The sequence below is a fragment of the Pseudenhygromyxa sp. WMMC2535 genome, assembly GCF_011083025.2.
This window is the reverse complement of record NZ_JABJWV010000001.1, coordinates 8,472,658-8,495,586: the sequence shown is the minus strand read 5'-3', so window position 1 is coordinate 8,495,586 and position 22,929 is coordinate 8,472,658. Positions and strand designations below refer to the sequence as shown.

Below are 22,929 nucleotides of genomic sequence, written 5' to 3'. Positions count from 1 at the left end.
GCAGCCTCCGACTCCATTTTGCCCTGTTCGCTCCCGCGCGAGTCCAAAGACGACGCGGAGCCGCTGCGCGACTATCGGACGAAATTGGGCGATGAACGCGTGTTCGCGCGCGCCCGCCGTAAGCTGCGCGAGCTCGGTGATTGGTCGTCCATGGCCAAGCTCCTCGCCGAGCACGCCGCCGCTCTGGCCGCGGATCCGGCCAAGGTCGACAAGGCCGTGGAGCTCTCGGTCCAGGCCTACGAGCTGTTCTCCGAGCGCGTCCGGGAGCCGGCGGCGGCGGCCCACGCCCTGGCCCGAGCCGTGCTCTTGCAGCCCGAGAACGAGCGCGCCTACGAGCGCCTCTACATCGCCTACCAGGAGCTCGACTGGCGCGGAGAGCTGGCCAAGCTGCTGCGCTGGCGCATGGACTGGGCCAGGCGCAGCCAGCCACAGCTGCTCGCGTCCTTGCACCTCGCCTACGCCGAGCTCCAGCGCGCGCAATTCCACGCCATCCCCGAGGCGGTCGCCCACTACGAGGAGGCCCTGCGCCGCGACCCTGGCATGGCCGAGGCGAGCGAGGCGCTGATCGAACTCCACCTCGCGGCCGGGGCCTGGGAGCGCGCCGCCGAGCTGATGCGCGGGGAGCTGACCAACCTCGAGCGCGACCCGAGCTTCGCCCGGGATCCCCAGGTCGCCGCGCGGATCAGCGAGCTGCACCTTCGCCTCGCGCGGATCGACTCGGAGCAGGGACAGGATCTGGCCAGCGCCGCGCGCCATCTCCAGGCCGCGATCAAGACGACCCCGCAGAGCCTCGAGGCCCTGCGCGCCTTCGGCAACCTCTACCTCGGCTCGGGCAAGGCCAGCGAGGAGGGCATGGCCAAGGCCTCGGGGATCTTCCTCAAGGCCGCACAGATCGCCCGCCAGGAGGGCGACGCCAAGGGGGCGACCAAGCTCCTGCGCCGGACCCTGGCGCTGCGCCCCGATCTCCTCGACGCCGCGGAGCTGCTCGCGGAGCTGCTCGCCGAGCAAGCCCACTGGATGGAGCTCGACGACCACTACCGCCAGATGCTGATGCACATCGAGGGCCCCGCGCGGCTGCCGGTGCTCCTGCGGCGGGCGGAGAACCTCGACCAACGCCTGGCGCGGCGCGAGGAGGCCCGGGTCTGCTACGAGGAGGCGGGGCACTTTCAGGCCGCCGACGGCGACGCCTGGACGGCGCTCGAGCGCATCTATCGCGACAGCGCCGACTGGACGGCGCTCGCCAACTTGCTCGAGTGGAAGGTCGAGCAGCTCGGCGACGCGATGCCCACGGACAGCCTGCTCGAGGCCGCCAAGGTGTTTCATCACCAGCTCGACGATCACGAGCGCGCGGCGCTGTTCTACTTCAAGGTCCTCGAGCGCGAGCCCTTCGACGCCGAGGCCTTCGAGGGCTACAAGGATCACTTCCGGCGCAAGCACGCCTGGGGGGCGCTGCGCGACCTGATCCTGTATCAGATCGATCAGGCCAGCGACGCCGCGCGGGCCGGGCAGACCAGCCCGATCTACGAGCAGAGCTTCGCCGAGGAATTCGTCGAGCTCGCCGAGATCTGCGAGCGCCGCCTGGGCGACGTCGACGGGGCCCTCGACGCCTGGCATCGCATGGCCCAGTCCTACCCCCGGGACCCGCGGCCGCGCGAGCAGCTCGGGCGGATCCAAAAGCGCACGCGCATGTGGGACAACATGGTCCGGGTTCAGGAGGCGGAGCTCGCCCGGACCGTGGAGCCGCGCAAGCGCCTCGAGATCATCAAGCGCCTGGCGCAGATCTACCGCGATCGTCAGGTCAACCCGCAGCGGGCCATCGAGCTCTACAGCGAGATGCTCTACCTCGCGCCCAACGATCTGGGCGCGACCCGGGCGCTGACGGCTCTCTACGACCGCGCCGGCGACCACCACCAGGTCATCGAGCTGCTCCGCGACCAATACCAGCGCGCGCACAACGACAACGAGCGCGTCTCGCTGCTGCGGCGCATGGCCGAGCTGTGGCACCACGAGCTCCAGGCCTACGCCGAGGCGATGTGGGCCTGCGAGGAGATCCTCGCGCTGACCGGCAACGACCTCGAGGCCCTGCACCGCCTCCAGCTCCTGGCCCAGGACGCCAACGATCTCGACTTGCTCGTCGCCGCCCTCGAGCGCGAGCTCAAGGTCACGGGCAAGGCCAGCGGCAAGGCCCACATCCTGCGTCGCCTGGCCCGCGTGGCCGAGAACCGGCTCCACGACCGCGACCGCGCGGCCCACTACTGGTCGCGGCTGCTCGACCTCGAGCCCGACAACCTCGAGGTCGTCGACAAGATGGTCGCGGTCTTCGACGAGAGCCAGCGCGTCGAGGAGCTCGCCGAGCTCCTCGGTCGGGCCGCGGCCTCGAGCAAGACCCCGATCATCCGCCAGCTCGACTACCTGCTGCGCCTGGGCAACCTCGCCCAGAGCTCGCTGGGCGACTCGGAGCTCGCGCGCTCGGCCTTCGAACGAGCGATCCGCATTCGCCCGGATCACCGCGGAGCGCTCGACGCCCTCGCCAACCTCTACCGCCTCGACAGCGACTACGGGAGCCTCTCGGACGTGCTCAGCCAGCTGCGCGAGCGCGCCGACAGCGACGAGGAGGCGTTCATGTTCTCCTGGGAGCAGGCCCAGATCCTGCTCCACGAGATCAACCGCCCGGAGGACGCGGCGCTGGTCCTGGCCTGGGTCGCCGAGGCCCTGCGCCCCGGCGACGTCGACGTCAACCACAGCCTGCTCGAGGCCTACCGGCGCAGCGAGCAGCGCGACAAGCTGATCGCCCAGGCCGAGCTGATGCTCCTGGGGACCCGCGAGCCCGAGGAGCGCCTGCGCCTGTTCGGGCTGATCGTCGACGGCTGGCAGGCCCTCGACGACAAGCGCGCGGCGATGCAGGCGATCCAGCGCCGGCTCGAGGAGATGCCCGACGATCCCAAGGGCCACGCCGAGCTCGCCGAGCTGCAAGAGGAGCTCGGCGAGTACGAGGTCGCGCTGCGCTCCTTGGCTCGCAAGCTCGAGCTCGTCGTCAGCGATCCCGACGAGCAGATCCACACCTTGCGGCGCATGGCCGAGATCGCCGACCTCGGGCTCAGCGACCGCAACCGCGCGCTCGAGCTGCTGCGCCGGGCCAGCGGCATCGACCCCACGGACCCCGAGCTGCGCGAGCACCTGCAGCAGTTCGCCGAGGCCCACGGGACCTGGAAAGAGCTGCTCGAGATCGACGCGCTGCGCATCAACCGGCTCGCCGAGATGGGCGACGTCACCGGCCAGCTCGAGATCTGCACCGAGGCCTCGACGATCGCCGAGGGGCGGATCGGCGACGCGGATCGGGCCTTCGCCTGGGCGCGGCGCGGCTACTTCATCGCGCGTCAGCACCAGCTCGACTTCGACCAGGGCTTTCGTCGCCTGCGCAAGCTCGCCGAGGGTCACGGCCTGTGGAGCGCGCTGCTCGAGGTCAGCGAGCGCGAGCTCGAGCGCAAGACCTTCTCCGACGAGTACGAGCTCGTCGAGCGGATGATCGACGCCGCCGAGATCGCCGAGAACGAGCTCGCAGATCCCCGCCGCGCCGTCCGCTACCTCCAGCGCGGCCTGCAAGAGGCGCCCAACGACGACGAGCTGACCCGGCGGATCCAGGGCATCGCCACCTCCCACGAGCTGTGGGATGCGCTGCTGGCCCTGGGCGAGCACCGCCTCGAGCACGCCGAGAGCGCGCTCGGGCGCTTCGAGGCCTTTTGCGCGATCTCGCGGATCCACGAGCGCAAGCTCGACGATCCGCGCGCGGCCTTCTCGACCCTGCGGCGGGCCTGGAAGGACCTGCGCGAGCGCGATCACTCGCTCGCCGAGGAGGCCCTCGACATGGCCGTCAGCCTGGCGACCACCCAGGGGCTGTGGCGCGAGCTCGCGGATCACCACGCGGCCTGGGCCAAGGAGCTGGCCGAGGCCGGCACGCGCCTCGAGGCCGTCGACGCCCTCGCCGAGGCCGCGCGGATCGTCGACGAGCGCCTCGAAGATCCGCTCTCGGCCATGCGCGTGCTGCTGCGCGGCGTGGCCCTGGATCCCGAGTGCGACGTCGTGCTCCCGGCCCTGCGCGCGCTCGCGTCGCGGGTCGACGCCGACGCCGAGGCGCAGGGCGCCCACGGAGGCGTCCCGGTCGGCGCGCTGGTCGAGCTGCGCGCGCTCGGAGAGCTCGTCGGCCTGGCCGAGCGGCCCGCAGACAAGATCGCCCTGCTCGCCGAGCGGGCGGGGATTCGCGAGCAGCGCCTCGACGACGGGGCCGGAGCCCTGGGCGAGTGGCTGCGCGTGCTGGTCCTCGACCCCAGGCACCCCAGCGCGCGCGACGAGGCCGAGCGCCTCGCCGCGCGCTACGACCTGTGGCACCAGTTCATGCTCTTGCCGGCCTGGGAGCTCGAGCGCGCCGACGCGCGCGAGCGCCAGTCGGCGCTGCTGACCGAACTCGCCGACCTCTACGAGCACAAGCTCGGCCGGGCCGAGTACGCGTTCCGCTCGCGCCTCGAGGCCTGGCGGCGCTCGCCCACGCTGCCGCCCCAGGGCGTCGACGCGGCGCCCCTGGATCCGGTCAACGTCGACCTGTGGCGCCTCGCCGGGGTCGTGGGGACCTACCGCGGCCCGGCGCTGCCCAAGGACCCGGCGCTCACGCCCAGCGTGGCGCTGCCCGAGGATCACGACCGCACGCTGTGGCGTCGCGCTCGCCTCGATCCCCAGCACCTCACGCGTCCGGGGACCATGGACTCGGCCGACGGGGTGCTCGCCCGCGCCGACGACCCCCACGCCGAGGGCGAGCCCGACGAGCTCACGGCCGTGGCGGCGGTCAACGCCGACTCGGTGATCGAGGAGGTGTCGCGGGTCGAGCTGATCGGCGAGAGCGAGATCGTCGATATCGACGGGACCAATTCGATCTCGGTGATCGAGGAGGTGTCGCGGGTCGAGCTGATCGAGGACTCGGTGATCGAGGAGGTGTCGCGGGTCGAGCTGATCGACGACATCGTTGGAGATGCGGGCAGGGGGGCGGTCGGCGAGAACACCGGCTCGATCTCGGTGATCGAGGAGGTGTCGCGGGTCGAGCTGATCGACAATCTCGGGGGGGACATCGCCGATCATTTCGACGACGACTTCGACAACCACCTCGACAAGGACGGGGACGACGAGCGCACCCAGACCAAGGTCCGCGGTGAGGGCGGCGAGGCGATCGACGACGTCACGGACGATCTCGAGTCGGCCGCTGTCAGCGGCGTGATCGGCAGCTTCGCCGACCCCCGCAAGGCCGCACGCGAGGCTCGCAAGGCCGCGCGCGTGCCCGGGGCCAAGGCCAGCGGCTTCGACCCGGCCCTGGATCCGCCCACGGAGCGCCTGGGTAACAAGACCATCCCGCTGCCCAAGCCCGCGCGCACCCCCCCCGGGGTCGACGACGCGCCTCACGACGCGGACTTCGATCTCAGCCGCGGTCTGCCGCAGCCGCCCACGCTCGCCGGCCCGGTGCTGCCTCCGCGGCCCAAGGCCGCGAGCGCCTGGGATGAGCTCGCCGACGCCTACGCCGAGCTGCCGACGGCCAACAAGGACCAGAAGGTCGCGGTCCAGCTGGCCAACGCGCGGCTGTGGGAGGAGGGCGCCGAGAACCTCGAGCGCGCCTTCGTCTGCCACGAGCGCGCGCTGCTGATCATCCCCGAGCGGCCCGAGAGCGTGGCCAGCGTCGAGTCGCTGGCCGAGCGCCACGCGGCGCGCTCGCGGCTGCTGCGGTCGTGGGAGCGGCTGCTCGCCGAGGCCGCGCTGCCCGAGCACGTCGTCGCCCTCAACCTGCGCATGGCCAGGTTCCACGAGTTCGACGAGCAGCTCGAGCAGGCCGTGCACAGCTACCGGGCGGTGCTCGCCATCGACGACAGCCACGTCGGGTCGCTGCGCGCGCTGCTGAAGATCTACGACGAGCTCGAGCGCCAGGCCGAGTACGTCGACACCTACGCCAAGCTGCTCAGCGCCGAGCGCAACGACATCGAGGACGACGAGCGGGTCGAGCGGAGCCTCGAGCTCGCGCGGCTCTACGAGCACAGCGAGCGCGGCGACGAGGCCGTCGAGCTGCTGCGGGCGCTGCGGCGCGACTTCCACCTGCGCGCGGAGGTCCACGCCGCCCTGGTCGAGCTGCTGCTGCGCCGCGAGGAGTGGCCGCAGGCCGTCGACGCGATGCGCACGGCCGGCGAGGACCTCGGCGTGGCCGAGGTCCAGGCTGCCTACCTGCGGCGCATCGCCGAGGTCTACCGCACCAAGCTCGACCTCCCGGAGCGGGCCATCGACGCGTGGAACGACTACCGCGAGCTCGTGCCCGAGGACGACGAGCCGCTGGTCGAGCTCCAGGCGCTCTACAGCGAGACCTCGCGCTGGGAGAAGCTGCTGCCGGTCCTCGAGCTGCGCCTCGAGGCCCTGGAGGCCGACGCCAGCCTCGACGCGGACGTCCGCCAGCGCCAGCGCGTCGAGCTGCTGGTGCTCCAGGCTCAGGCGCTCCTGGAGGGCCTGGGCGACGAGAAGGCGGCGATCGCCACGCTCGAGCGCCTGGCCACCGAGGTGCCCGAGGACGACGAGGTCACGCTCGGGCTCAGCCGCCTCTATCGACGCAGCGATCGCTTCGAAGACGGGGTCGAGCTGCTGCGCGGGCGGATCCAGGAGCTGCGCGCGCGCCTCGAGGGCGACGCGAGCCAAGCGGACGAGGCGTCGACCTGGCGCGCGCGGGCCACGACCCTGGCCAAGCAGCTGATCGAGGCCCTGGCCGGTGAGGGCCGGCGCTACGAAGAGGCCCTCGCCGAGGTCAAGCGCGCCTTCGCGCTGGATCCCGAGGACACCGAGCTGCTGGGGATCCGCACCCGGCTCGCGCGCAGCGTCAACGATCTGCCGCTGCTCGTCGAGGGCCTCGAGCGCCAAGGCGACGCGGACGGCGTGCTCGAGGCCGCCGACCTCCTGCGTCGGCGCCTCGGCGAGCCCGAGCGCGCGCGCGTGGCCTACGAGCGGATCCTCGCCGAGGCCAAGGCGGCCGACGTCGGCGCCGACGCGGGCTGGACCTCGCGCCTGACCCGGGCGATCGAGGGCCTTGTCCGTCTGCGCATCGACGCCGGCGACCTCGACGGCGCGACGGCCTTCATGGACGAGCAGCTCAGCGCGCTCGCGGGCACGGGCGTGCGCGCGGGCCTGCTGACGGAGATCGGGCGGATCACCTACCGGACCACCGGCGACGTCGAGGCCGCGCGGGCGCGCTTCGAGGCCGCCCTGGCCGAGGATCCCGAGCACGCCGAGGCCCGCCTCGGCCTCGGCGAGATCCTGCTCGACTCGGGGGCGCTCGAGGAGGCCGAGAAGCAGCTCGAGTCCGCGGTCGAGGCCCTCGGCCTGGTCCGCGAGCAGACCAAGCTGGTCGAGGGCCTGGTGCTGCTCGCGCGGGTGCTCGAGGCCAGCGATCGCAGCGGCGAGGCCTACCGCCGGCTGACCACGGCCCTGCGCCACGACCCCGACGACCTCTCGATCCGCCTGGCGGTGATCCGCAACCGCGTCAACGCCCGGCGCTGGCGCGACGCGATCACGGCCGTCGAGCAGCTCGACAAGCGGATCGAGGCGCGGATCGACGAGGGCCGACCGCTGCGCGCCGGCGAGGCCGAGCTCGCCGCCGAGATGTACGCCCTCGCCGGTGAGGGCGAGGTCGAGCAAAAGCACCCCAAGAAGGCGCGCGCCCGGCTGCGGCGGGCGCTCGAGCTCGACGCCAGCAACGCCCGCGCCCTGGCGGCGCTGGTCCCCCTGGTCCACGAGGGGGGCGAGCTGCTCGAGGCGGCCCGGCTCGCCGCTCGTCTGGCGGAGGCCACCGAAGATCCCCACGAGCGCGGTCGGGCGTGGGTCGACGCCGGCACCTTCTACCGCGACGCCGCGACCACGCTGCGCGACAGCGAGTCGGCGCTCCCGCCCGAGAAGCTGCGCGCGCGCATCCAGGAGCTCGAGCGCGAGGCCTTCGAGTGCGTACGCGTGGGCGTCGGCCTGGTCGCCGACAGCCCCACGCCGGTGCTCGAGCTCGGCCAGCTCGAGTCGGCCTTCCGGGCCGCGGCGGTCCTCGATCGCGGCCTGGCGCTGCGCTGCCTCGACCGCCTGTTGGTCCGCGACATCGACGACGATCGTCGCCTCGAGCTGCTGCTCGAGGGCGTGCGCGTGGCCCTGCCCGGGCGCGGCGACGGGCAGCAGGGCGATGGCGACGGCGATGGCGATGGCGATGGCGACAAAGCAGCCGAGGGCGTGGCGTCCGAGGCCGGCGGCGCGCCGCAGCCGAGCGTGGCCCTGGCCGCCGACTACGTCGAGCGGGCGGTGAGCCTGGCCCCGCTGTCCTCGGCGGCGGTGCTCGCCAAGGCGCGGGTGCTCGAGGCCGAGGGCCGCCTCGCCGAGCTCCAGCCCCTGGTCTTCGAGTTCATCGAGCGCGTGGAGGCGGCCCGCGAGGAGCGGGGTGAGAGCCTCGAGCCCGACGACGATCTCGCCGCGCGGATCACCTTGTTGCTGCGCCTCGCGGAGATCCAGAGCGAGCAGTCCCCGGCCGACGCCGCGGGCTCCCTCGAGCACGCCGGCCGCCTGCGCGCGCGCATGGCCCAGCCCGAGCTCGCGGACTTCGGCGTCGAGCAGCGCCGGCAGCTGGCCGCGCTCTACGATCGCCTGGCCGCGGCCGGCAAGGTCACCAGCAAGCACAAGGTGCTGACCAACCACCGCGGCCTGCTCGATCTCGATCCCTTCTACGAGCCCTCGCTGCGCGCGCTGGCTCAGGCCCACCGCGGCAAGGGCGAGCTGATGCGCGCGCGCTCGCTCTACGCGGCCCTGGCGATCGCGGCCCCCGAGGACGAGGAGGCCCGGACCTTCCTGGCCGAGCACCCCGAGCAGCTCGAGGGCGAGCCCAAGACGCTGGTGATCGAGTCGATCGTCGGAGAGATGAGCGCGGCCGCGGGCGTGCCCGAGGTCCTGGTTCAGCTCTGGGACGCGGGCCAGGGGCTGATCGCCGAGCTCTTCGACAAGCTCGAGTTCTCGAACGCCGCGCGGGTCTCTCCCGTGGGCGACAGCGCCCTGTCCAAGGCCTGGCGCGAGGTCCTGCGTCGCATGGGCCAGACCAAGGTCGGCCTCGTCGCCGACGAGGCCCTCGACGGACGCGAGCGCATCGACGCGCAGCCGGTGCTCGAGTGGATCGAGCCGCGCTGCCAGGTCCCGCCGGTGCTCGTCGCCGGGGCGCCGGCCCGCGACGCCAGCGAGGACGCTCGCGCGGCGCTGGAGTTCGCCCTGGCCCGCGGGCTGTTTTGTACCCGCAACGAGACCGTGCTGATCGCCGCCATGCATCGGCGCTCGACGGCGGCGGTGCTCTCGGCGGCGATGCAGGCCTTCCACCCGCGCCACGCCGGCCGCAAGCCGCGGGCGCGCAACGCCGAGGACCTCGTCAGCCGGGTGGGCAACGATCTCGGGCGCAAGCTGCCGATCCGCGTGGCCCGGCAGCTCGGGGCGATCTTCAAGGAGCACGGCGACGAGGCCTTCGACTCCCGGACGCTGCGCGCGTGGACGCGCCGGGCGGGGGATCGCGTGGGGCTGGTGGTCTGTGGGGATCTCGAGGCCGCGCTGCGCGTGCTGGCCGGACCCAAGGCCGAGACGCTCGTCGCCGCGACGGGCGAGGACATCGACATGCGCGAGCTGGTCGCCTATGCGGTCAGCGGCGCCTACGCCGATCTGCGTCGGCGGCTGGGCTATCGGATCGCGGGCGAAGTCGGCGGGGACGAGCAGGGCGGGGACGCGCCGCGCCTGCCCGCGATCGGCCTCGAGCTGCGCCTCGAGCCGGTCTGGTCGCGGGTCCCGGTCAAGGCTCCGGTCGAGCCTGCGCCACCCTCGAGCGAGGCGGCGGCGAAGCCCGCGAGCTTGCCCTCGAAGCCGGCGGCGAAGCCCGCGAGCCCGCCCTCGAAGCCGATCGCCAAGCCGGCGAGCCCGCCCGCGAAGCCGATCGCCAAGCCGGCCGCCAAAGCGCCGAGCCCAGCTGCCAAGCCAGCGAGTCCCGTAGCGAAGCCCACCGAGTCTGCGCCACCGGTCGCGGTGACGCCGAGCGCTCCCCTCGACGAGGGCCCCGAGGCGCTCGAGGATGAGGTGGTGGAGGAGGTCGAGGAGATCGTCGAGGCGGTCGAAGAGCTCGAGGAGCTGGAAGAGCTCGAGGAGCTGGAAGAGCTCGAGGAGATCGAGCCCTCGGTGGTCGAGCTGCCGCCTTCGCCCCCCGCCGCGCCCCCTGGTCCGCCGCGCCCCCCGGGATCGGCCACGGCCAGCGCCGACCCGGGCGAGGACGGGGAGGCGCTGCTCGATGTCGACGAGCTCGACGATGTCGATCTCGACGCGGCCCTCGACGGCCTCGAGCTGGACGAGGACGAGAGCGCCTGACCCTCGCGGGGACGCGGGGGAGGGGCTCGGCTCGGGCCGCTCCCCCGGGCTCGCGGAGCCGGCGCGAGCGCGAGGGGCCAAGCACCCCGCTGACGTGTTATCACTGCCCGCGGCTCATGAACTTCATTCGGCAGCATTCATGGCCTTCGCGGCGAGGAGGTGAGAGGTGAGCGCCTGGACCAACGGTAAGCTTCACGTGGTCGCGGGGCCCCGCGGGCTGAGCGTCCACCGAGACGATCGCGTCGATCTGCTGCTCGCGAGCGAGCAGCTCGGCGGCGAGATCGCCCCCAAGAAGGGCAAGAGCGGCTTCGTCCGGCTGCGGCCCGTCGCCGTCGGCGAGGCCGCCAAGATCGCCTACACGACCGGCGTCTCGCGCTCCTTGGTCCGCGTGCCCATCGATGGCCGGGGCAAGGCTGCCCGCTACCCCTTCCAGATCAGCGCGCTGGCGCCGGCCGAGGGGGATCGCGTGTTGGCGGCCTTCGTCACCGGGACCAAGGCCCGCGCCATGACCTCGATCGTGATCGGCACGCCGCCGGCGGATCCCAAGGGCAAGTGGGAGCGCGAGTTCGAGGCCGATCGTCCCAGCAAGGTCGACTGGCCCGAGGAGCTGCTCTGGGACAAGGCGCCGTGGAGCCGCAAGACCCGCTGGACCACGGATCCCGACCTGCTCCACGTCGAGGTCAACCGCTTCGGCTACGCGATCTACGACGACGCGAGCGCGGTGGTCGGGGTGCTGCGCCGGGGCGCGGACGCCTTCGAGTGCGTGCTGCGTACGCCCTACGAGAAGGGCACGAGCCTGGCGGCGACGCCCAGCGAGGGCGGCGTCTTCGTGCTCACCTGCAAAGGCGAGGGCAGCGCGGCGCTGGCCCACTTCGATCCCTCGGGCAAGCTGCTGGCGCACCGCGTCCTCGATGGCCGCAAGGTCGGAGCCTTGACCCTCGCGGGGGATCAGCTGGTCGCCGTGCTCGACGGCGCGCTGGCGCTCTTTCGTGCCTCCGACCTCTCGCCGCTGGGGACTCTGGCGCTGCCGGGGCCGCTGCCGGCCTCGCAGACCTGCCTGCGCCTGGCCGCGGACGCCTCGAGCTTCATGCTCGCCCTCGCCGACAAGGTGCTGCGCGGGGTGGTCGACGGCGAGAGCTGGAAGACCGACGAGGTCGAGCTCGACGAGGTCCCCGAGCCCTCGAGCGCGCACCAGGCCGAGATCCCCGAGGTCGAGGTCGAGGCCGTGCCGGAGCCCGAGCAGTCCCCCGGCGACGGCCGCCCGCGGATCATCACGCAGGCCCCGCGCCTGGGTATGAACCCGCTGCAGCCCAACGACGCGTGGAGCTTCGCCCTCGGGGCCGAGTTCGAGATCGTGATCATGGCGGTCAGCGTCGGCGGCCCCGCCGAGCGCGGGCTCTATGTCGAGCTCTCGGGCGACGCCCTGGAGCAGGGCCTGGTCTCGGCCAGCACGGTCGAGATCGTGGGTACGCGGACGGTCCAGGCCGACTTCGAGGCCCAGGGCGCGAAGAAGCTGCTCGCCAAGCTCGACTACCTCGTCCCCGCGGGCGTCGAGCCGCAAAAGGACAAGAAGATCAAACCCAAGGAGCGCTTCCTCGACAACCCCGAGGACACCTTCTTGACGGTGACCCTGCGCGGCAAGGCGGCCAAGGCTGGAAACGGCGCGCTGCTCTTCGTGCGCGTGGGCTTCGAGGGCGAGCAAGAGGGCTCGCTGATGCGCGGGCGCCCGGTGACCGTGGCCTGAGCGCGCTGCCCTCGAACCCGCTCGCGCCTCGTCGACCGCTGGTCGCCGAGGCGCGCTTTCTTTGCTGGACTGGACTGGGCTGGGCTGGGCTCAGCGGAGCACGAGGCTGGCGACGAGCACCACGAAGACCAGGGGCATGGTCACGCGCAGGTGCAGGCGCAGGCGCAGGGCAGGATCGGGCAGGCGCGCGCTCAGCCAGCGGCGCAGGCGCTCGCCCAGCCACAGCAGCGCGCCCAGCTCGAGGGCGAAGACCACCAGGGTCACGACGAGCTCGGCGCCGTGGAGCAGCAGGGGAGGGCGGCCCGCGAGGCCCGAGCCGAGGTGGGGCAGGCGGCCACCGGCGAGGTAGAGCACCACCAGGGGGGCCGTCCACAGCAGGGCGTCGAGGCGGCGCAGGAGCGCGAAGATGTCGGGGTGCTCGGGGTGCTCGCGGCCCTCGGGGCCGGCGGTGGCGACCAGGAAGAAGGCGAGGGCGAAGCCGAGGGGCTGGGCGATGAGCCCCCAGCGCGGACCCTCGAGGCCGAGCATGGGCGTGGCCCGGGTCTGGGCGACGACCAGCTCGTCGAGGCTGGGCGCGGCCGGGGCGAGGGCGACGAAGAGCGCGGGGAGCAGCAGGCTCAGGCCGAGCAGGCGCAGGCAGGGCAGGGCGAGCTCGGCGAGGGCACCGCGGCGCTGGCCGAGGGCGGCGAGCGTGGTCACGGTCGCGGTGAGCAGGGCGGCCCACAGCCACAGCAGCCCTGGCTCGGCGGCTCCGTGCTCGGCCGCGAGGATCGCCATGGGCCGGCCACCGAGGCCGGCGCGGCACTGGGCGAGCTCCTGCGCGCCGACCATGGCGACGAGGCGATCCGCGCACAGGCCCGGGCCCAGGGGGATCAGCGCGACCAGCAGCGAGAACGCGGCGATGGCCAGGGACAAGGCCGCGCGCTGGCGGCGGGCTGGGCTGGCATCGGGGCTGGCAAGGCGCGGCCACAGCCGGGCCCAGGCGCCGCGGCCTGCGATGGCGATCATCACCGCGAACGCGAGCAGGCCCAGACCAACGCTCAGGCCCGCGCTCGGCAGGCCGCCGCTGGGCCCCGGGGAGTAGACGATCGGGACGTCGTAGTCGTGGTGATCCGAGCGGAAGCGCAAGCTGGCCGCGCCAGCCCTGAGCTGATCCTGGGCGTCGCGCAGTCCTCGGGGGGAGGCGGCGATCGTGATCACGATCGCGTCCTCGCCCGGGATGGTGCGGGGCAGGGACTCGTCGACGAAGCGAAAGCCGTCCCAGTCCTGACCGGCCAGGGTGTAGTCAGCGATCGGGCGCAGCGCGCTGCTGCGGTTGTGGATCACGACCTCGACCTCGCCGCGCGCGGGGCTCATGCGGATGACCCCGGGGTCCGCCCACAGCGGGCCGCTGGACTCGACCGAGGGCGCGCACGCGCTCAGCAGGCAGGTGAGCGCGACCAGGGCGAGGCAGAGCAGGGCGCTCGGGGAGAGGCCGCGGCGCGGGAGCTGCCAGCGTGCGAGGGCGAGGCGTGGCCGCGGGGAGGTGCTCACGGCGAGCTCTCGCCAGCGGCGTCTTTCTCGGGCTCGGAGCTGTCGCCCTCGGCGTCGCTGTCACTGCCCTGGCGCTCGCGCAGGACCTCGATCATCCGGTTGACCAGCCAGACGCGGTTGCGCCGCGAGCTCGCGCTGCCGTCGGTGTCGAGCAGCTCGCCCTCCTTCTCGCCGGGGTTGGTCCCGGGCAGGAGCACCTGGCAGGCCGCGCTCACGTCGTCGTGGGCGTGGGCGATGCAGACCGACTGCAGCTCGGTGAGCCGGCCGAGCACGAACTCGGGGAAGGCGACCCGCGTGTCGAGGAGCATCACCGTCTCGATCAGCGAGCCCGCGAGGTCGAGGGCGAGCTCGCCGGCGTGGCGAGCGTCGGGCCCGGCGATCTCGTCGGCGTCGCTGGGGTTGGGCGTCTCGGCCGAGGGCAGACCCTCGGTCGCGGCGGCCGTGCCCTCGAGCACGTAGCGGTAGGCGTCGAAGGCCTGGGCGAGCTCGTCGAGGGCGAGGTTGGCGTCCTTGCTGGCGCCCTCGCTGTAGACCACGGCCACGCGCTTGCCACCTTGGGAGAGGCGCTCGACCGCGGTGCGGATGGCGACGTCGAGGTCGGCGATGTGATCGTCGACGAAGGCGCGATGGACGGGGCCCTCGAGCTTGCGGTGACCCTCGGGCTTGGCGTCGCTCCCCGCGGGCTCGGCCGCTTCGGGCTCGGCGGCTGCGGGCTCGGTAGCTGCGGGCTCGGTAGCTGCGGGCTCGGCGGCTGCGGGCTCGGTAGCTGCGGGCTCGGTCTTCGCGGCGGCTTCGGGCTCTTCGGCCTCTTTGTCAGGGGACTCGGCCGCGGCAGCCTCGGTCTCGCCCGCCACCTCGCCAAGCGCGGGGGCCGTGGCGCCCTCGGCCTCCTCGGGCTCGAGCCCGGGGAGATCGAAGACGCCCTTGCGCGCCACGTAGGCGAAGGCCGCCCCGATGGCGCAGGCGAAGGCCGACGCGCCAAAGAGCGGACCCTCGCGCACCCCGACGACGCACTCGCTGGCGCGCTCGACCTCGATGGTGCAGGCGGCCTCGGGCAGCGCCAGCAGCCAGGGCATGAGCAGCAGCGAGAGCACCAGCAAGCTGGTGAGGGCGATCGCCAGCTGGATCAGGCGGGTCAGACCCTCGGCGGAGGGGCCGTCCGCCCGGGGAGCCGGAGTCAGCCGCCAGCCGAGGGCCACGCCCAGGGCTGCGATCAGGAAAACGACGAGGTATGCACCCATGCCGACCGGTTCATCCGTGGGCCACGCCGGGCGCCGAGGCGAGGCAGGGCGCCGGGGCGCGGCTGCTCAGCCGAGACCCTCGATGGCCATCTCGAACACGTCGTGCTCGTCGCTGTTGCGCGCGACGAAGAGCACCCGAGAGGGCTTGTCCCCGCGGTGGCTGCGGAACTCGCTGTGGATCGCCCGGGCGGCCTCCTCGGCAGGGATGCCGGTGTCGAAGGCGCCCATCAGCGGCATGGCCACGCTCTGGTAGCCCTTGAGCTCACAGGTGACGATGACCGCCGCCGTGGCGCGAGCGATGTCCTCGACCTGGACCTGCTCGCCGGGCTTGTTGGTGTTGGGGACGTGGATCAGGTTCCTGGCGCGCATGCGCCCCGCCTCGGTCACGAAGGCGGCCCCGATCGCCAGAGGCGTGTGCGGGAGGAGCAGCTGATCGAGAGGGAGGCCGGTCAACTCGCGGAGCTTGGACGCCGGGAAGGTGTCGTAGGTGCCGTTGGAGTTGATGGGGCAGACGAAGGCGTCGACGTCGACCTGTTCCCACGGATCGGTGATGAGTTGGATTTCGATGGCTCGGCCCTCTGGGCTAGTTCTTAAACATGGAATCGAGCTCTTCGGCAACCTCGGACTCACTGGTTTCGCGGGCCACCGCGAGCTCGCCGATGAGCAAGTCGCGGGCGGTGCGCAGCATCTCGCGCTCCCCGTGGGAGAGCGTCTTTTGCGAGCGAAGCAGTGAGAGGTCGCGGTAGACCTCGGCGACCTCGTGGAGGGATCCGGTGCGGATCTTCTCCATGAAGTTGCGGTAGCGGCGGTTCCAGGTCTGGCGGTCCGTTGGCACGTCGTGATCGCGGAGGATCTCGAACATGCGATCGATCTCGTCCGTGTCGGCCAGCGGACGCATACCGTTCTCGCAGGCCTTGTCGATTGGGACGATGATCTTGATGCCGCTGCCGCGGACCTGAAGGTGATAAAAGCGCACCGCTTGCCCGCCGACGCTCTTGGTCTCGAGGCCGATCACGTCGGCCACGCCATGGGCGGGGTAGATGGCGGTGCTTCCCACGTCGAAGTTCTGGCTCTCCATCGCGTTCCTCTGTGCGCCCTGGGTCGGGGCCTGGTCGCGCGAGACGACCGGCGCAAAATGGCTTGCCTGTGAGTTTTGAAACGCCGTTCCAGGCCTCCCCGAAGGCCCGTGTCGGACGCAGATCGGCGTCCAACGAAGGGGGAGAGTAGCCCGCCTCGCGCTAGGGTGTCCAGGAGGGGGGCAGACCTGGGCGCTTGCTCAGCGGATCTCGGCGACGCGCCAGCCCTGGCTGGTCTGCTCGAAGGTCAGCGCTCGGCCGGCGCCGTAGCGCAGCACCGCGCGGGCGTTGTCGCTGGAGTAGCTGATCGATCCGGGCTCGTTGAGCGCGGCCTCGATGGCGTCGGCGCGGGCGTTCCAGTCGTCGCCGAGGCGCTCGAGCATGTCCGTGGACAAGACGAGCTCGAGCTGTACCGAGGAGATCCCGCGCAGCGCGCCAATTAGCGCTCGCGCAGTCGCCGCGGGCGTGGACGTGTCCGGGATCCCGGGCAGGCCGTCGACGACCATGAAGTCCCCGCCCGCGTGGGTCCAGTGGATGACCGCGCCACCGGGGTGCGTGGTGGTCGCGGTGAACACGGCCGCCTGGCGGTCGTCGTCGATGGCGTCGATGGCCGTGAGCGCGGCAGTGTGGTGGGCCGTGTTCTTCTGCCAGCGCTCGCGGAATTCCTCGATGTCGACCCGGGCCTGGACGTCGGGGGCGAGCAGGGCATAGGCGGCGTCGGGATCGTCGGCGCGCAGGGCCGCCGCGTAGGCGTCGCGCAGGCCCTCGGGGCTCCGGCGGGCCCCCGAGGCGCAGCCGGAGGCAAAACCCGCGAGGAAGATCACGGCTAGGAGCCCGTGGTGGAGCGCAGTGCTCATGGTCCGTCCTGCCTGGTGAAGATCGTCTCGGAGGCCTGCGCGGGGTCGGTCTCGGGGTAGTCGAGGGTGAAGTGCAGCCCGCGGCTCTCCTGCCTGCGGGAGGCGCTCTCGACCATGAGGTAGCCGACCAGCGCGAGGCTGCGCAGCTCGAGGACGTCACGGGTGACGCGGTAGTGCCAATAGTACTCGCGGATCTCCTGGTGGAGAATCTCGAGCCGCCGCCGGGCCCGGGCCAGGCGCTTGTCCGAGCGCACGATGCCGACGTAGTTCCACATCAACGCGCGGACCTCTTCCCAGTTGGCGCTGACCATCACGGCCTCGTCGGAGTCGACCGCGTCGCCCTCGTTCCAGGCCTCGATCTTGGCGTCGGCCGGGGGCTCGCGTCCGAACTCGTCGCAGATCTCGGCCGCGCCGCGGGCGAGGACCACGGCCTCGAGCAGGCTGTTGCTGGCCAGGCGACAGGCCCCGTGCATGCCGCTCATCGCGACCTCGCCGATGGCCACGAGGCCGGGGACGGTGCTGCGACCCCAGGGGTCGACGACCACGCCGCCGCAGGTGTAGTGGGCCGCCGGGACCACGGGGATCGGCGTGCGCCGCATGTCGATCCCCAGGGCCATGCAGCGCGCGTGGATGGCCGGGAAGCGATCGACGATGAAGTCGTGATCGAGGTGGGTCATGTCGAGACCCACGCAGGCGTGGCCGCTGCGCTTGAGCTGGGCGTCGATCTCCCGGGCGACCACGTCGCGCGGGGCGAGGCTGCCCATGGGGTGGCGGTCCTTCATCAGGTCGCTGCCGTCGGCCGTGCGCAGGATCCCGCCCTCGCCGCGCAGGGCCTCGGAGATCAGGAAGCTCTTGGCGTCGGGGTGAAACAGGATCGTCGGGTGGAACTGCATGAATTCCAGGTTCCCGACCTGCGCCCCGATGCGATAGGCCATCGCGATGCCGTCGCCGGTGGCCACGTGGGGGTTGGAGGTGAAGCGGTAGACCTTGCCGGCGCCGCCGGTCGCGAGCACGGTGACCGGGGCCACGAAGGCGCGGACCTGATCCGCCTCGATGTCGAGGGCGTAGCAGCCGAAGCAGCCCTCGCTGCCGTCGACCTTGGCCCAGCTGAGCAGGTCGATGACGTCGTGGTGCTCGAGGATCGTGATGTTGGGGTGGCGCTCGACCGCCTCGACGAGGGCGCGCTCGATCTCGGCGCCCGTCATGTCGCGGTGGTGGACGACCCGGCGGCTGGAGTGGCCGCCCTCGCGGCCGAGTTCGAAGGGCGCGTCGTCGGCGTTGCCGACCCGATCGAACTGCACGCCGAAGTCCTGGGCGAGGCCGGCCACGAGCTTGGGCCCGAGCTCGACCGCGCGGCGGACCATGTCCTCGCGGCACAGCCCGGCGCCGACGCGCAAGGTGTCGGCGACGTGGGCGTCGAGGGTGTCGTCGGGATCGAAGACCGCCGAGATCCCGCCTTGCGCCCAGCGGGTGTTCGAAGACTCCCGTCGGTGCTTGGTCAGGATGGTCACCGTGCGTCGATCGGCGACCTGAAGCGCGAAGTAGAGCCCGGCGAGGCCACTCCCGAGCACGAGGGTCTGGGTACGATGGACCGGTGGGTGGGGCACGTTCGGGCGAACATTAACAAGGAATGCGGCTCGCCGCAGGGGTCCTGCTATGATCGCCGCGATGCGAGGAAGCGCAGATCGCCGGCGGCCGACGCTCCCGGGTCTCCTCGGTGCCGTGGGCCTGTTGGGGCTGGCGCTGGTCGCCAGCCCGGCCCCGGTCGAGGCGGGCAAGCCCACGGCCAAGGCGGGCAACAACAACTACTTCAAGTACGTCGACAAGCAGGGCGTAATCCACATTACGAACCGTCCCCGGGGCAAGCAGGGCGACTGGAAGCTCTACAAGAGCATCGCCGCCAACCGCACGGGGGCGGGGGGCGCCGCGGGCGAGTTCAAGGTCGATCGCGGCGCGGGCAAGACCGTGACCCTCGACAGTGAGCGGGCGCATCGCTACGACGGCTACATCCGCGGGGCAGCCCGGCGCTACCAGCTGCCCGAGGCCTTCGTGCGCGCGGTGATTCACACCGAGAGCCGCTTCAACGCCAACGCGGTCAGTCGGGCCGGGGCCATGGGCCTGATGCAGCTGATGCCGAGCACCGCGGAGTTCTTGGGCGTCACCCAGCCCTTCGACCCGCGCCAGAACATCTACGGCGGCTGCAAGCTGCTGCGCCTGCTCGCCAACCGCTTCAACGGCGACATGGTCCTGGTCGCCGCGGGCTACAACGCCGGCCCCGGGGCCGTGCTCAAGTACGAGGGCGTGCCGCCCTACGTCGAGACCCGGGCCTACGTGAAGTCGGTGCTGCGCCGCTACTACGCCTACGAGCGCCAGAGCCAGATCGGCGGCAAGGGCGTGCGTCGCGGGCCGGCGCGGAACATCGCGGGCTGAGGCTCGCGCCCCCCTCGGGGCAGGCGCCAAGTCGGCGGCGCCTCGGGTGCCTGCGCGAAGCCCACGCAGGGCCGCGAGGCACGAAGGGGCGTCGTCGTCATTCACGGCCCGCTCGCGGCGCGCCGGTGGTACACATGCGGACATGGTCATGGATAGGTGTCTGCGTGTCGTCACTGTGCTCGCGTGCTCGGCGGGGCTGCTGGCTTGTGGGTCCGATTCGAGCGCCGAAGACGAGACGGGCTCGTCCAACGACGACGCGCCGAGCGGGGAGGACGAGTCCGGCGCGGGCGAGGACACGGCCGAGTCGGGGGAGTCGGGCGAGGACACGGCCGAGACGGGGGAGAGCACCGGCGAGGACACGGGCGCCTCGGGCCTGACCTACTGGAAGGACACCAAGGCGATCCTCGACAGCCGCTGCGTGGGCTGCCACGCCGAGGGAGAGGTCGCGCCCTTCTCCCTGGAGACCTGGGAGCAGGTCGAGAACTTCGCGCCTTTGCTCGCCGCCTCGATCCTCGACGGCTCCATGCCGCCGTGGCCACCGGTCGCGGGCTGCAACGACTACCTGGACGAGCGCGCGCTGACCGAGGACGAGCGCGAGACCTTGCTGATCTGGCTCGACGACGCCTACCCCGAGGGCGACGTCGCCGACGCGCCCCCGGATCCCGAGCCATCGACGCCCTTCGAGCCGACGATCAGCGTCGCGCTGCCCGAGCCCTACACCCCGAGCGGGACGCTGGACGACTACCGCTGCTTTGCGATCCCCTGGCCCGAGGAGATCACCGAGGAGAGCTTCGTCGTCGCGCAGAACACCTTCCCGGACCGCAGCGAGCTGGTCCACCACGTGATCACCTTCGTCGCCGATCCCGACGAGGCCGCGTTTTATCAGGGCCTCGACGACGCCGAGGACGGCCCCGGCTACACCTGCTTCGGCGGTCCGGGCAAGACCGACTGGTCGGCGCGCTGGCTGGGTGCCTGGGTCCCCGGCGCCCAGGTCATGCACGCGCCCGAGGGCACCGGCCTGCGCGTGGAGCCGGGCTCCTTGCTGATCGTCCAGGTCCACTACAACCTCATCGGCGGCGAGGTCGGCCCGGATCAGACCTCGATCGGCTTCGAACTCGCGGACAGCGTCGAGCGCGAGGGCGCCTACGTGCCGGTGGTCAACTACGGCTGGGTCCTGGGCGCGACGCCGATGTCGATCCCCGCGGGGGCGTCCGAGGTCAGCCACAGCGTCAGCATCGCGCGGGACAGCCCGATCTTCCTCTACCTGACCCAGTCCCTGGGGGTCGGCTCGAGCGTGACCCTCGACCTGTGGGAGGCGGCGCTGCACATGCACCTGCTCGGGGAGCGCGGCCACCTCGAGGTCGCGAAGTCCGGGGACGAGGCGTCCTGTCTGCTCGAGATCGACGAGTGGGACTTCAACTGGCAGGGCAGCTATCAGCTCGAGGAGCCCGTCGAATTTGGGCCGGGGGACTCCCTCGAGCTCGGCTGTGTGTTCGACAACAGCGCCGAGAACCAGCCGATCGTCGACGGCGAGCCCAAGACCCCGGAGGACGTGGGCTGGGGGGACGGGACCTTCGACGAGATGTGCCTGGGCGTGGTCTACGTGGCCGCCCAGTAGCCGCCGGCCAGTCGCGCCCGCAGTCGCGACGGGCAGTAGCGACTGGGCAGTAGCGCCCGCGCTGCGCGGATCCTGGGCTTTCTTGCCCGCCGCGCTCGGGCTAAGCTCGCGCTCGCGTGGCTCCCTCGTCCGAGATCCCAGGCGTCACCAGCTTCGCCTTCAGTCGCCTGCTCACCCCCGAGCCGGGGACGGACTCGCTCTCGCTGACTCACGAGGGCCACCTGCTGGTCAACGTCGTCGGCGAGACGATGACGCGCACCGACGCGCTCTTGCTGTGCAGCGAGAACCTCGAGATCCGTCCGCTCAACCGGCGCATGCAGGGCAGGGCAGTGCCCGAGGTGTTTCGCCGCCTGGCCTCGCTGGAGGGCGAGGGCTACCTGATCATCTCGCGAGAGAACGAGCGCTTCTACCCGCTGCGCCTCGAGCGAGACCTGTGCTTCTTCGTCGAGCCGCTGCTGTGGGCCCTGGACGCGAGCTTGATGTGGGACGTGGGCATGCTCCCGGGCTCGCGGGGCAGCAGCGAGAGCATCGGCCTGGTCCGGGTGGCGGGCGAGGGCATGATCGCCCTGCGCGTCGCCGGCGAGCTCGTCGCCGTCAAGATCTCCCCCGAGCGGCCGCACCGCGTGCACCGCGACGGCTTCGTGGGCTGGGTGGGCAACGTCGTGCCCTCGGCCGAGCGCAACAGCCCCTTCTTGCGCTGCGAAGGAGAGGGCGCGGTGTTCGTCGCGCTCCCCGAGGGCGAGGGCCCGCGCGCCGAGCTCGACGCGGTCGAGGACATCGAGGAGGTCGAGGTCGAGCGGCGGGATGGTCCGCCACCTCCGCCTCCACCCAAGGTCACGCCAGTCGAAGGTTGAGCGGCCGTGAGCGCCAAACCCGACCCACAACAGGGCTCCAAGCAGGGCCCGCGCCGGCGGCCGCGTAAGCGACGGCCGCGCCTCGAGGGCTTCAAGCGCGAGATCCTCAACTTGCCCAACCTGATCACCGTTGGGCGGATCTTCATGATCCCCCCGGTGCTCTTGCTCGTCGACAAGGCCGACCCCTTCGCGGGGATGCTCGCCATGGCGCTCTTCCTCAGCGCCGGCGGCCTCGATCTCCTCGACGGCTGGCTGGCCAGGCGCCGCAACCTCGTCACCTTCTTTGGCAAGTTCGCCGACCCCCTGGCCGACAAGATCATGGTCATGGCGCTGCTGGTCTACCTGACCGCCGAGGGTCGGGTGCCGCCGTGGCTGACCGTGGTCTTGCTCGGGCGCGAATTTTACATCTCGGGCCTGCGCATGCTCGCGCTCAACGAGGGCGTCGAGATCGCCGCCGACGGCGGCGGTAAGGCCAAGACCAGCTTCCAGGTGATCGGCATCTCGATGGTGCTGATCTACTTCCCCTACCGCGCGCCCGCGGGCGGCGTCGTCCACTTCTACGAGCTGGGGATGTTGCTGCTCTACACTTCGGCCGTGCTCTCGGTTTGGAGCGCCGTCAGCTACACGCGCGGCTTCATCTTTGCGTTGAGCAAGGTCAGCGAAGAGGTCGAGCACGAGCACGAGGGCGAAGATCACTGAGGCCGCCCGAGCGCTCTCGCGCAGGGCGCTGCGCAGTGACATTCACGGGTTGCAGCCTGGATCTGGAGCGATAGGATCCCGGTCCACGAGAAGGCTCGCGTGAAGACCCACGACATTCCCCACGACCTCGACATCGACCTCGCCAAGCTCGCCGCCCGCAAGGCTGCGGAGGCCTACGGGGAGCGCTTCGCAGAATACGACTACAAGGCCACCTGGGTCAGCGACACCCGGGTCGAGCTCGGGTTCACCGTGATGGGCAAGCGCCTCGAAGGTGCGATGACCGTCATGCCTCGCAAGCTCGCCCTCGAGCTCGACGTGCCGCTGCTCTTTCGCCCCTTTCAGGGCAAGGCCATCGAGATCATCGAGCGCGAGGCCAGGGGCTGGCTCGACCGTGCCAAGCGCGGCGAGCTGACGGGCTCCTAGCCACCTCGAATGGAAAATCGACC

13 protein-coding genes are annotated in these 22,929 nt (G+C 71.8%); 7 read left to right on the top strand and 6 right to left on the bottom strand.

Features of this window, described 5'->3' with window-relative positions; all coding sequences use genetic code 11:
• Positions 1 to 18 precede the first annotated feature (18 nt).
• Together G6O69_RS32800 and G6O69_RS32795 are read left to right on the top strand one after the other, a co-directional pair.
• The gene (locus tag G6O69_RS32800; protein WP_176397225.1) at positions 19 to 10,431 is read left to right on the top strand and encodes a tetratricopeptide repeat protein; all 10,413 of its coding nucleotides are present in this window, start codon (positions 19 to 21) and stop codon (positions 10,429 to 10,431) included.
• Between the two features lie 166 nt (positions 10,432 to 10,597).
• Entirely contained in the window at positions 10,598 to 12,175 is a 1,578-nt protein-coding gene (locus G6O69_RS32795; RefSeq protein ID WP_172307408.1) for a hypothetical protein, read from the top strand.
• A 90-nt stretch (positions 12,176 to 12,265) separates the two neighbouring features.
• Here the strand turns inward: G6O69_RS32795 and G6O69_RS32790 are convergent, their stop codons facing one another.
• From G6O69_RS32790 to nadB, 6 genes are all read right to left on the bottom strand, one after another.
• Entirely contained in the window at positions 12,266 to 13,708 is a 1,443-nt protein-coding gene (locus tag G6O69_RS32790) for a hypothetical protein (RefSeq protein ID WP_172307407.1), read from the bottom strand.
• Positions 13,705 to 14,949, bottom strand: coding sequence for a hypothetical protein (locus G6O69_RS32785; protein WP_172301283.1), 1,245 nt, complete (start codon positions 14,947 to 14,949; stop codon positions 13,705 to 13,707). The genes G6O69_RS32790 and G6O69_RS32785 overlap by 4 nt, the downstream gene beginning before the upstream one ends.
• 66 nt (positions 14,950 to 15,015) lie before the next feature.
• Positions 15,016 to 15,567, bottom strand: a complete 552-nt coding sequence (locus G6O69_RS32780; protein ID WP_172307406.1) for a macro domain-containing protein — start codon at positions 15,565 to 15,567, stop codon at positions 15,016 to 15,018.
• On the bottom strand, positions 15,533 to 16,027 hold the full coding sequence (locus G6O69_RS32775) for a CarD family transcriptional regulator (RefSeq protein ID WP_172307405.1): 495 nt from the start codon (positions 16,025 to 16,027) through the stop codon (positions 15,533 to 15,535). The genes G6O69_RS32780 and G6O69_RS32775 overlap by 35 nt, the downstream gene beginning before the upstream one ends.
• 198 nt (positions 16,028 to 16,225) lie before the next feature.
• On the bottom strand, positions 16,226 to 16,882 hold the full coding sequence (locus G6O69_RS32770; RefSeq protein WP_172307404.1) for a nuclear transport factor 2 family protein: 657 nt from the start codon (positions 16,880 to 16,882) through the stop codon (positions 16,226 to 16,228).
• Positions 16,879 to 18,489, bottom strand: a complete 1,611-nt coding sequence (gene nadB, locus G6O69_RS32765) for an L-aspartate oxidase (RefSeq protein ID WP_172307403.1) — start codon at positions 18,487 to 18,489, stop codon at positions 16,879 to 16,881. The genes G6O69_RS32770 and nadB overlap by 4 nt, the downstream gene beginning before the upstream one ends.
• Before the next feature lie 61 nt (positions 18,490 to 18,550).
• Here nadB and G6O69_RS32760 point away from each other — a divergent pair, with 61 nt between their 5' ends.
• The 5 genes from G6O69_RS32760 (at position 18,551) to G6O69_RS32740 (ending at position 22,906) form a co-directional block, all read left to right on the top strand.
• A complete protein-coding gene (locus G6O69_RS32760) occupies positions 18,551 to 19,312 on the top strand; it encodes a lytic transglycosylase domain-containing protein (protein WP_172307402.1) in 762 nt (253 codons plus the stop codon).
• 142 nt (positions 19,313 to 19,454) lie between these two features.
• On the top strand, positions 19,455 to 20,930 hold the full coding sequence (locus G6O69_RS32755; protein ID WP_172307401.1) for a monooxygenase: 1,476 nt from the start codon (positions 19,455 to 19,457) through the stop codon (positions 20,928 to 20,930).
• A gap of 116 nt (positions 20,931 to 21,046) precedes the next feature.
• On the top strand, positions 21,047 to 21,784 hold the full coding sequence (locus tag G6O69_RS32750; protein ID WP_172307400.1) for a hypothetical protein: 738 nt from the start codon (positions 21,047 to 21,049) through the stop codon (positions 21,782 to 21,784).
• 6 nt (positions 21,785 to 21,790) lie between these two features.
• Complete coding sequence (gene pgsA, locus G6O69_RS32745) at positions 21,791 to 22,483, top strand: CDP-diacylglycerol--glycerol-3-phosphate 3-phosphatidyltransferase (protein WP_172307399.1); 693 nt, start codon at positions 21,791 to 21,793, stop codon at positions 22,481 to 22,483.
• A 99-nt stretch (positions 22,484 to 22,582) separates the two neighbouring features.
• Positions 22,583 to 22,906, top strand: coding sequence for a polyhydroxyalkanoic acid system family protein (locus tag G6O69_RS32740; RefSeq protein WP_172307398.1), 324 nt, complete (start codon positions 22,583 to 22,585; stop codon positions 22,904 to 22,906).
• The last annotated feature ends 23 nt before the right edge of the window (positions 22,907 to 22,929 follow it).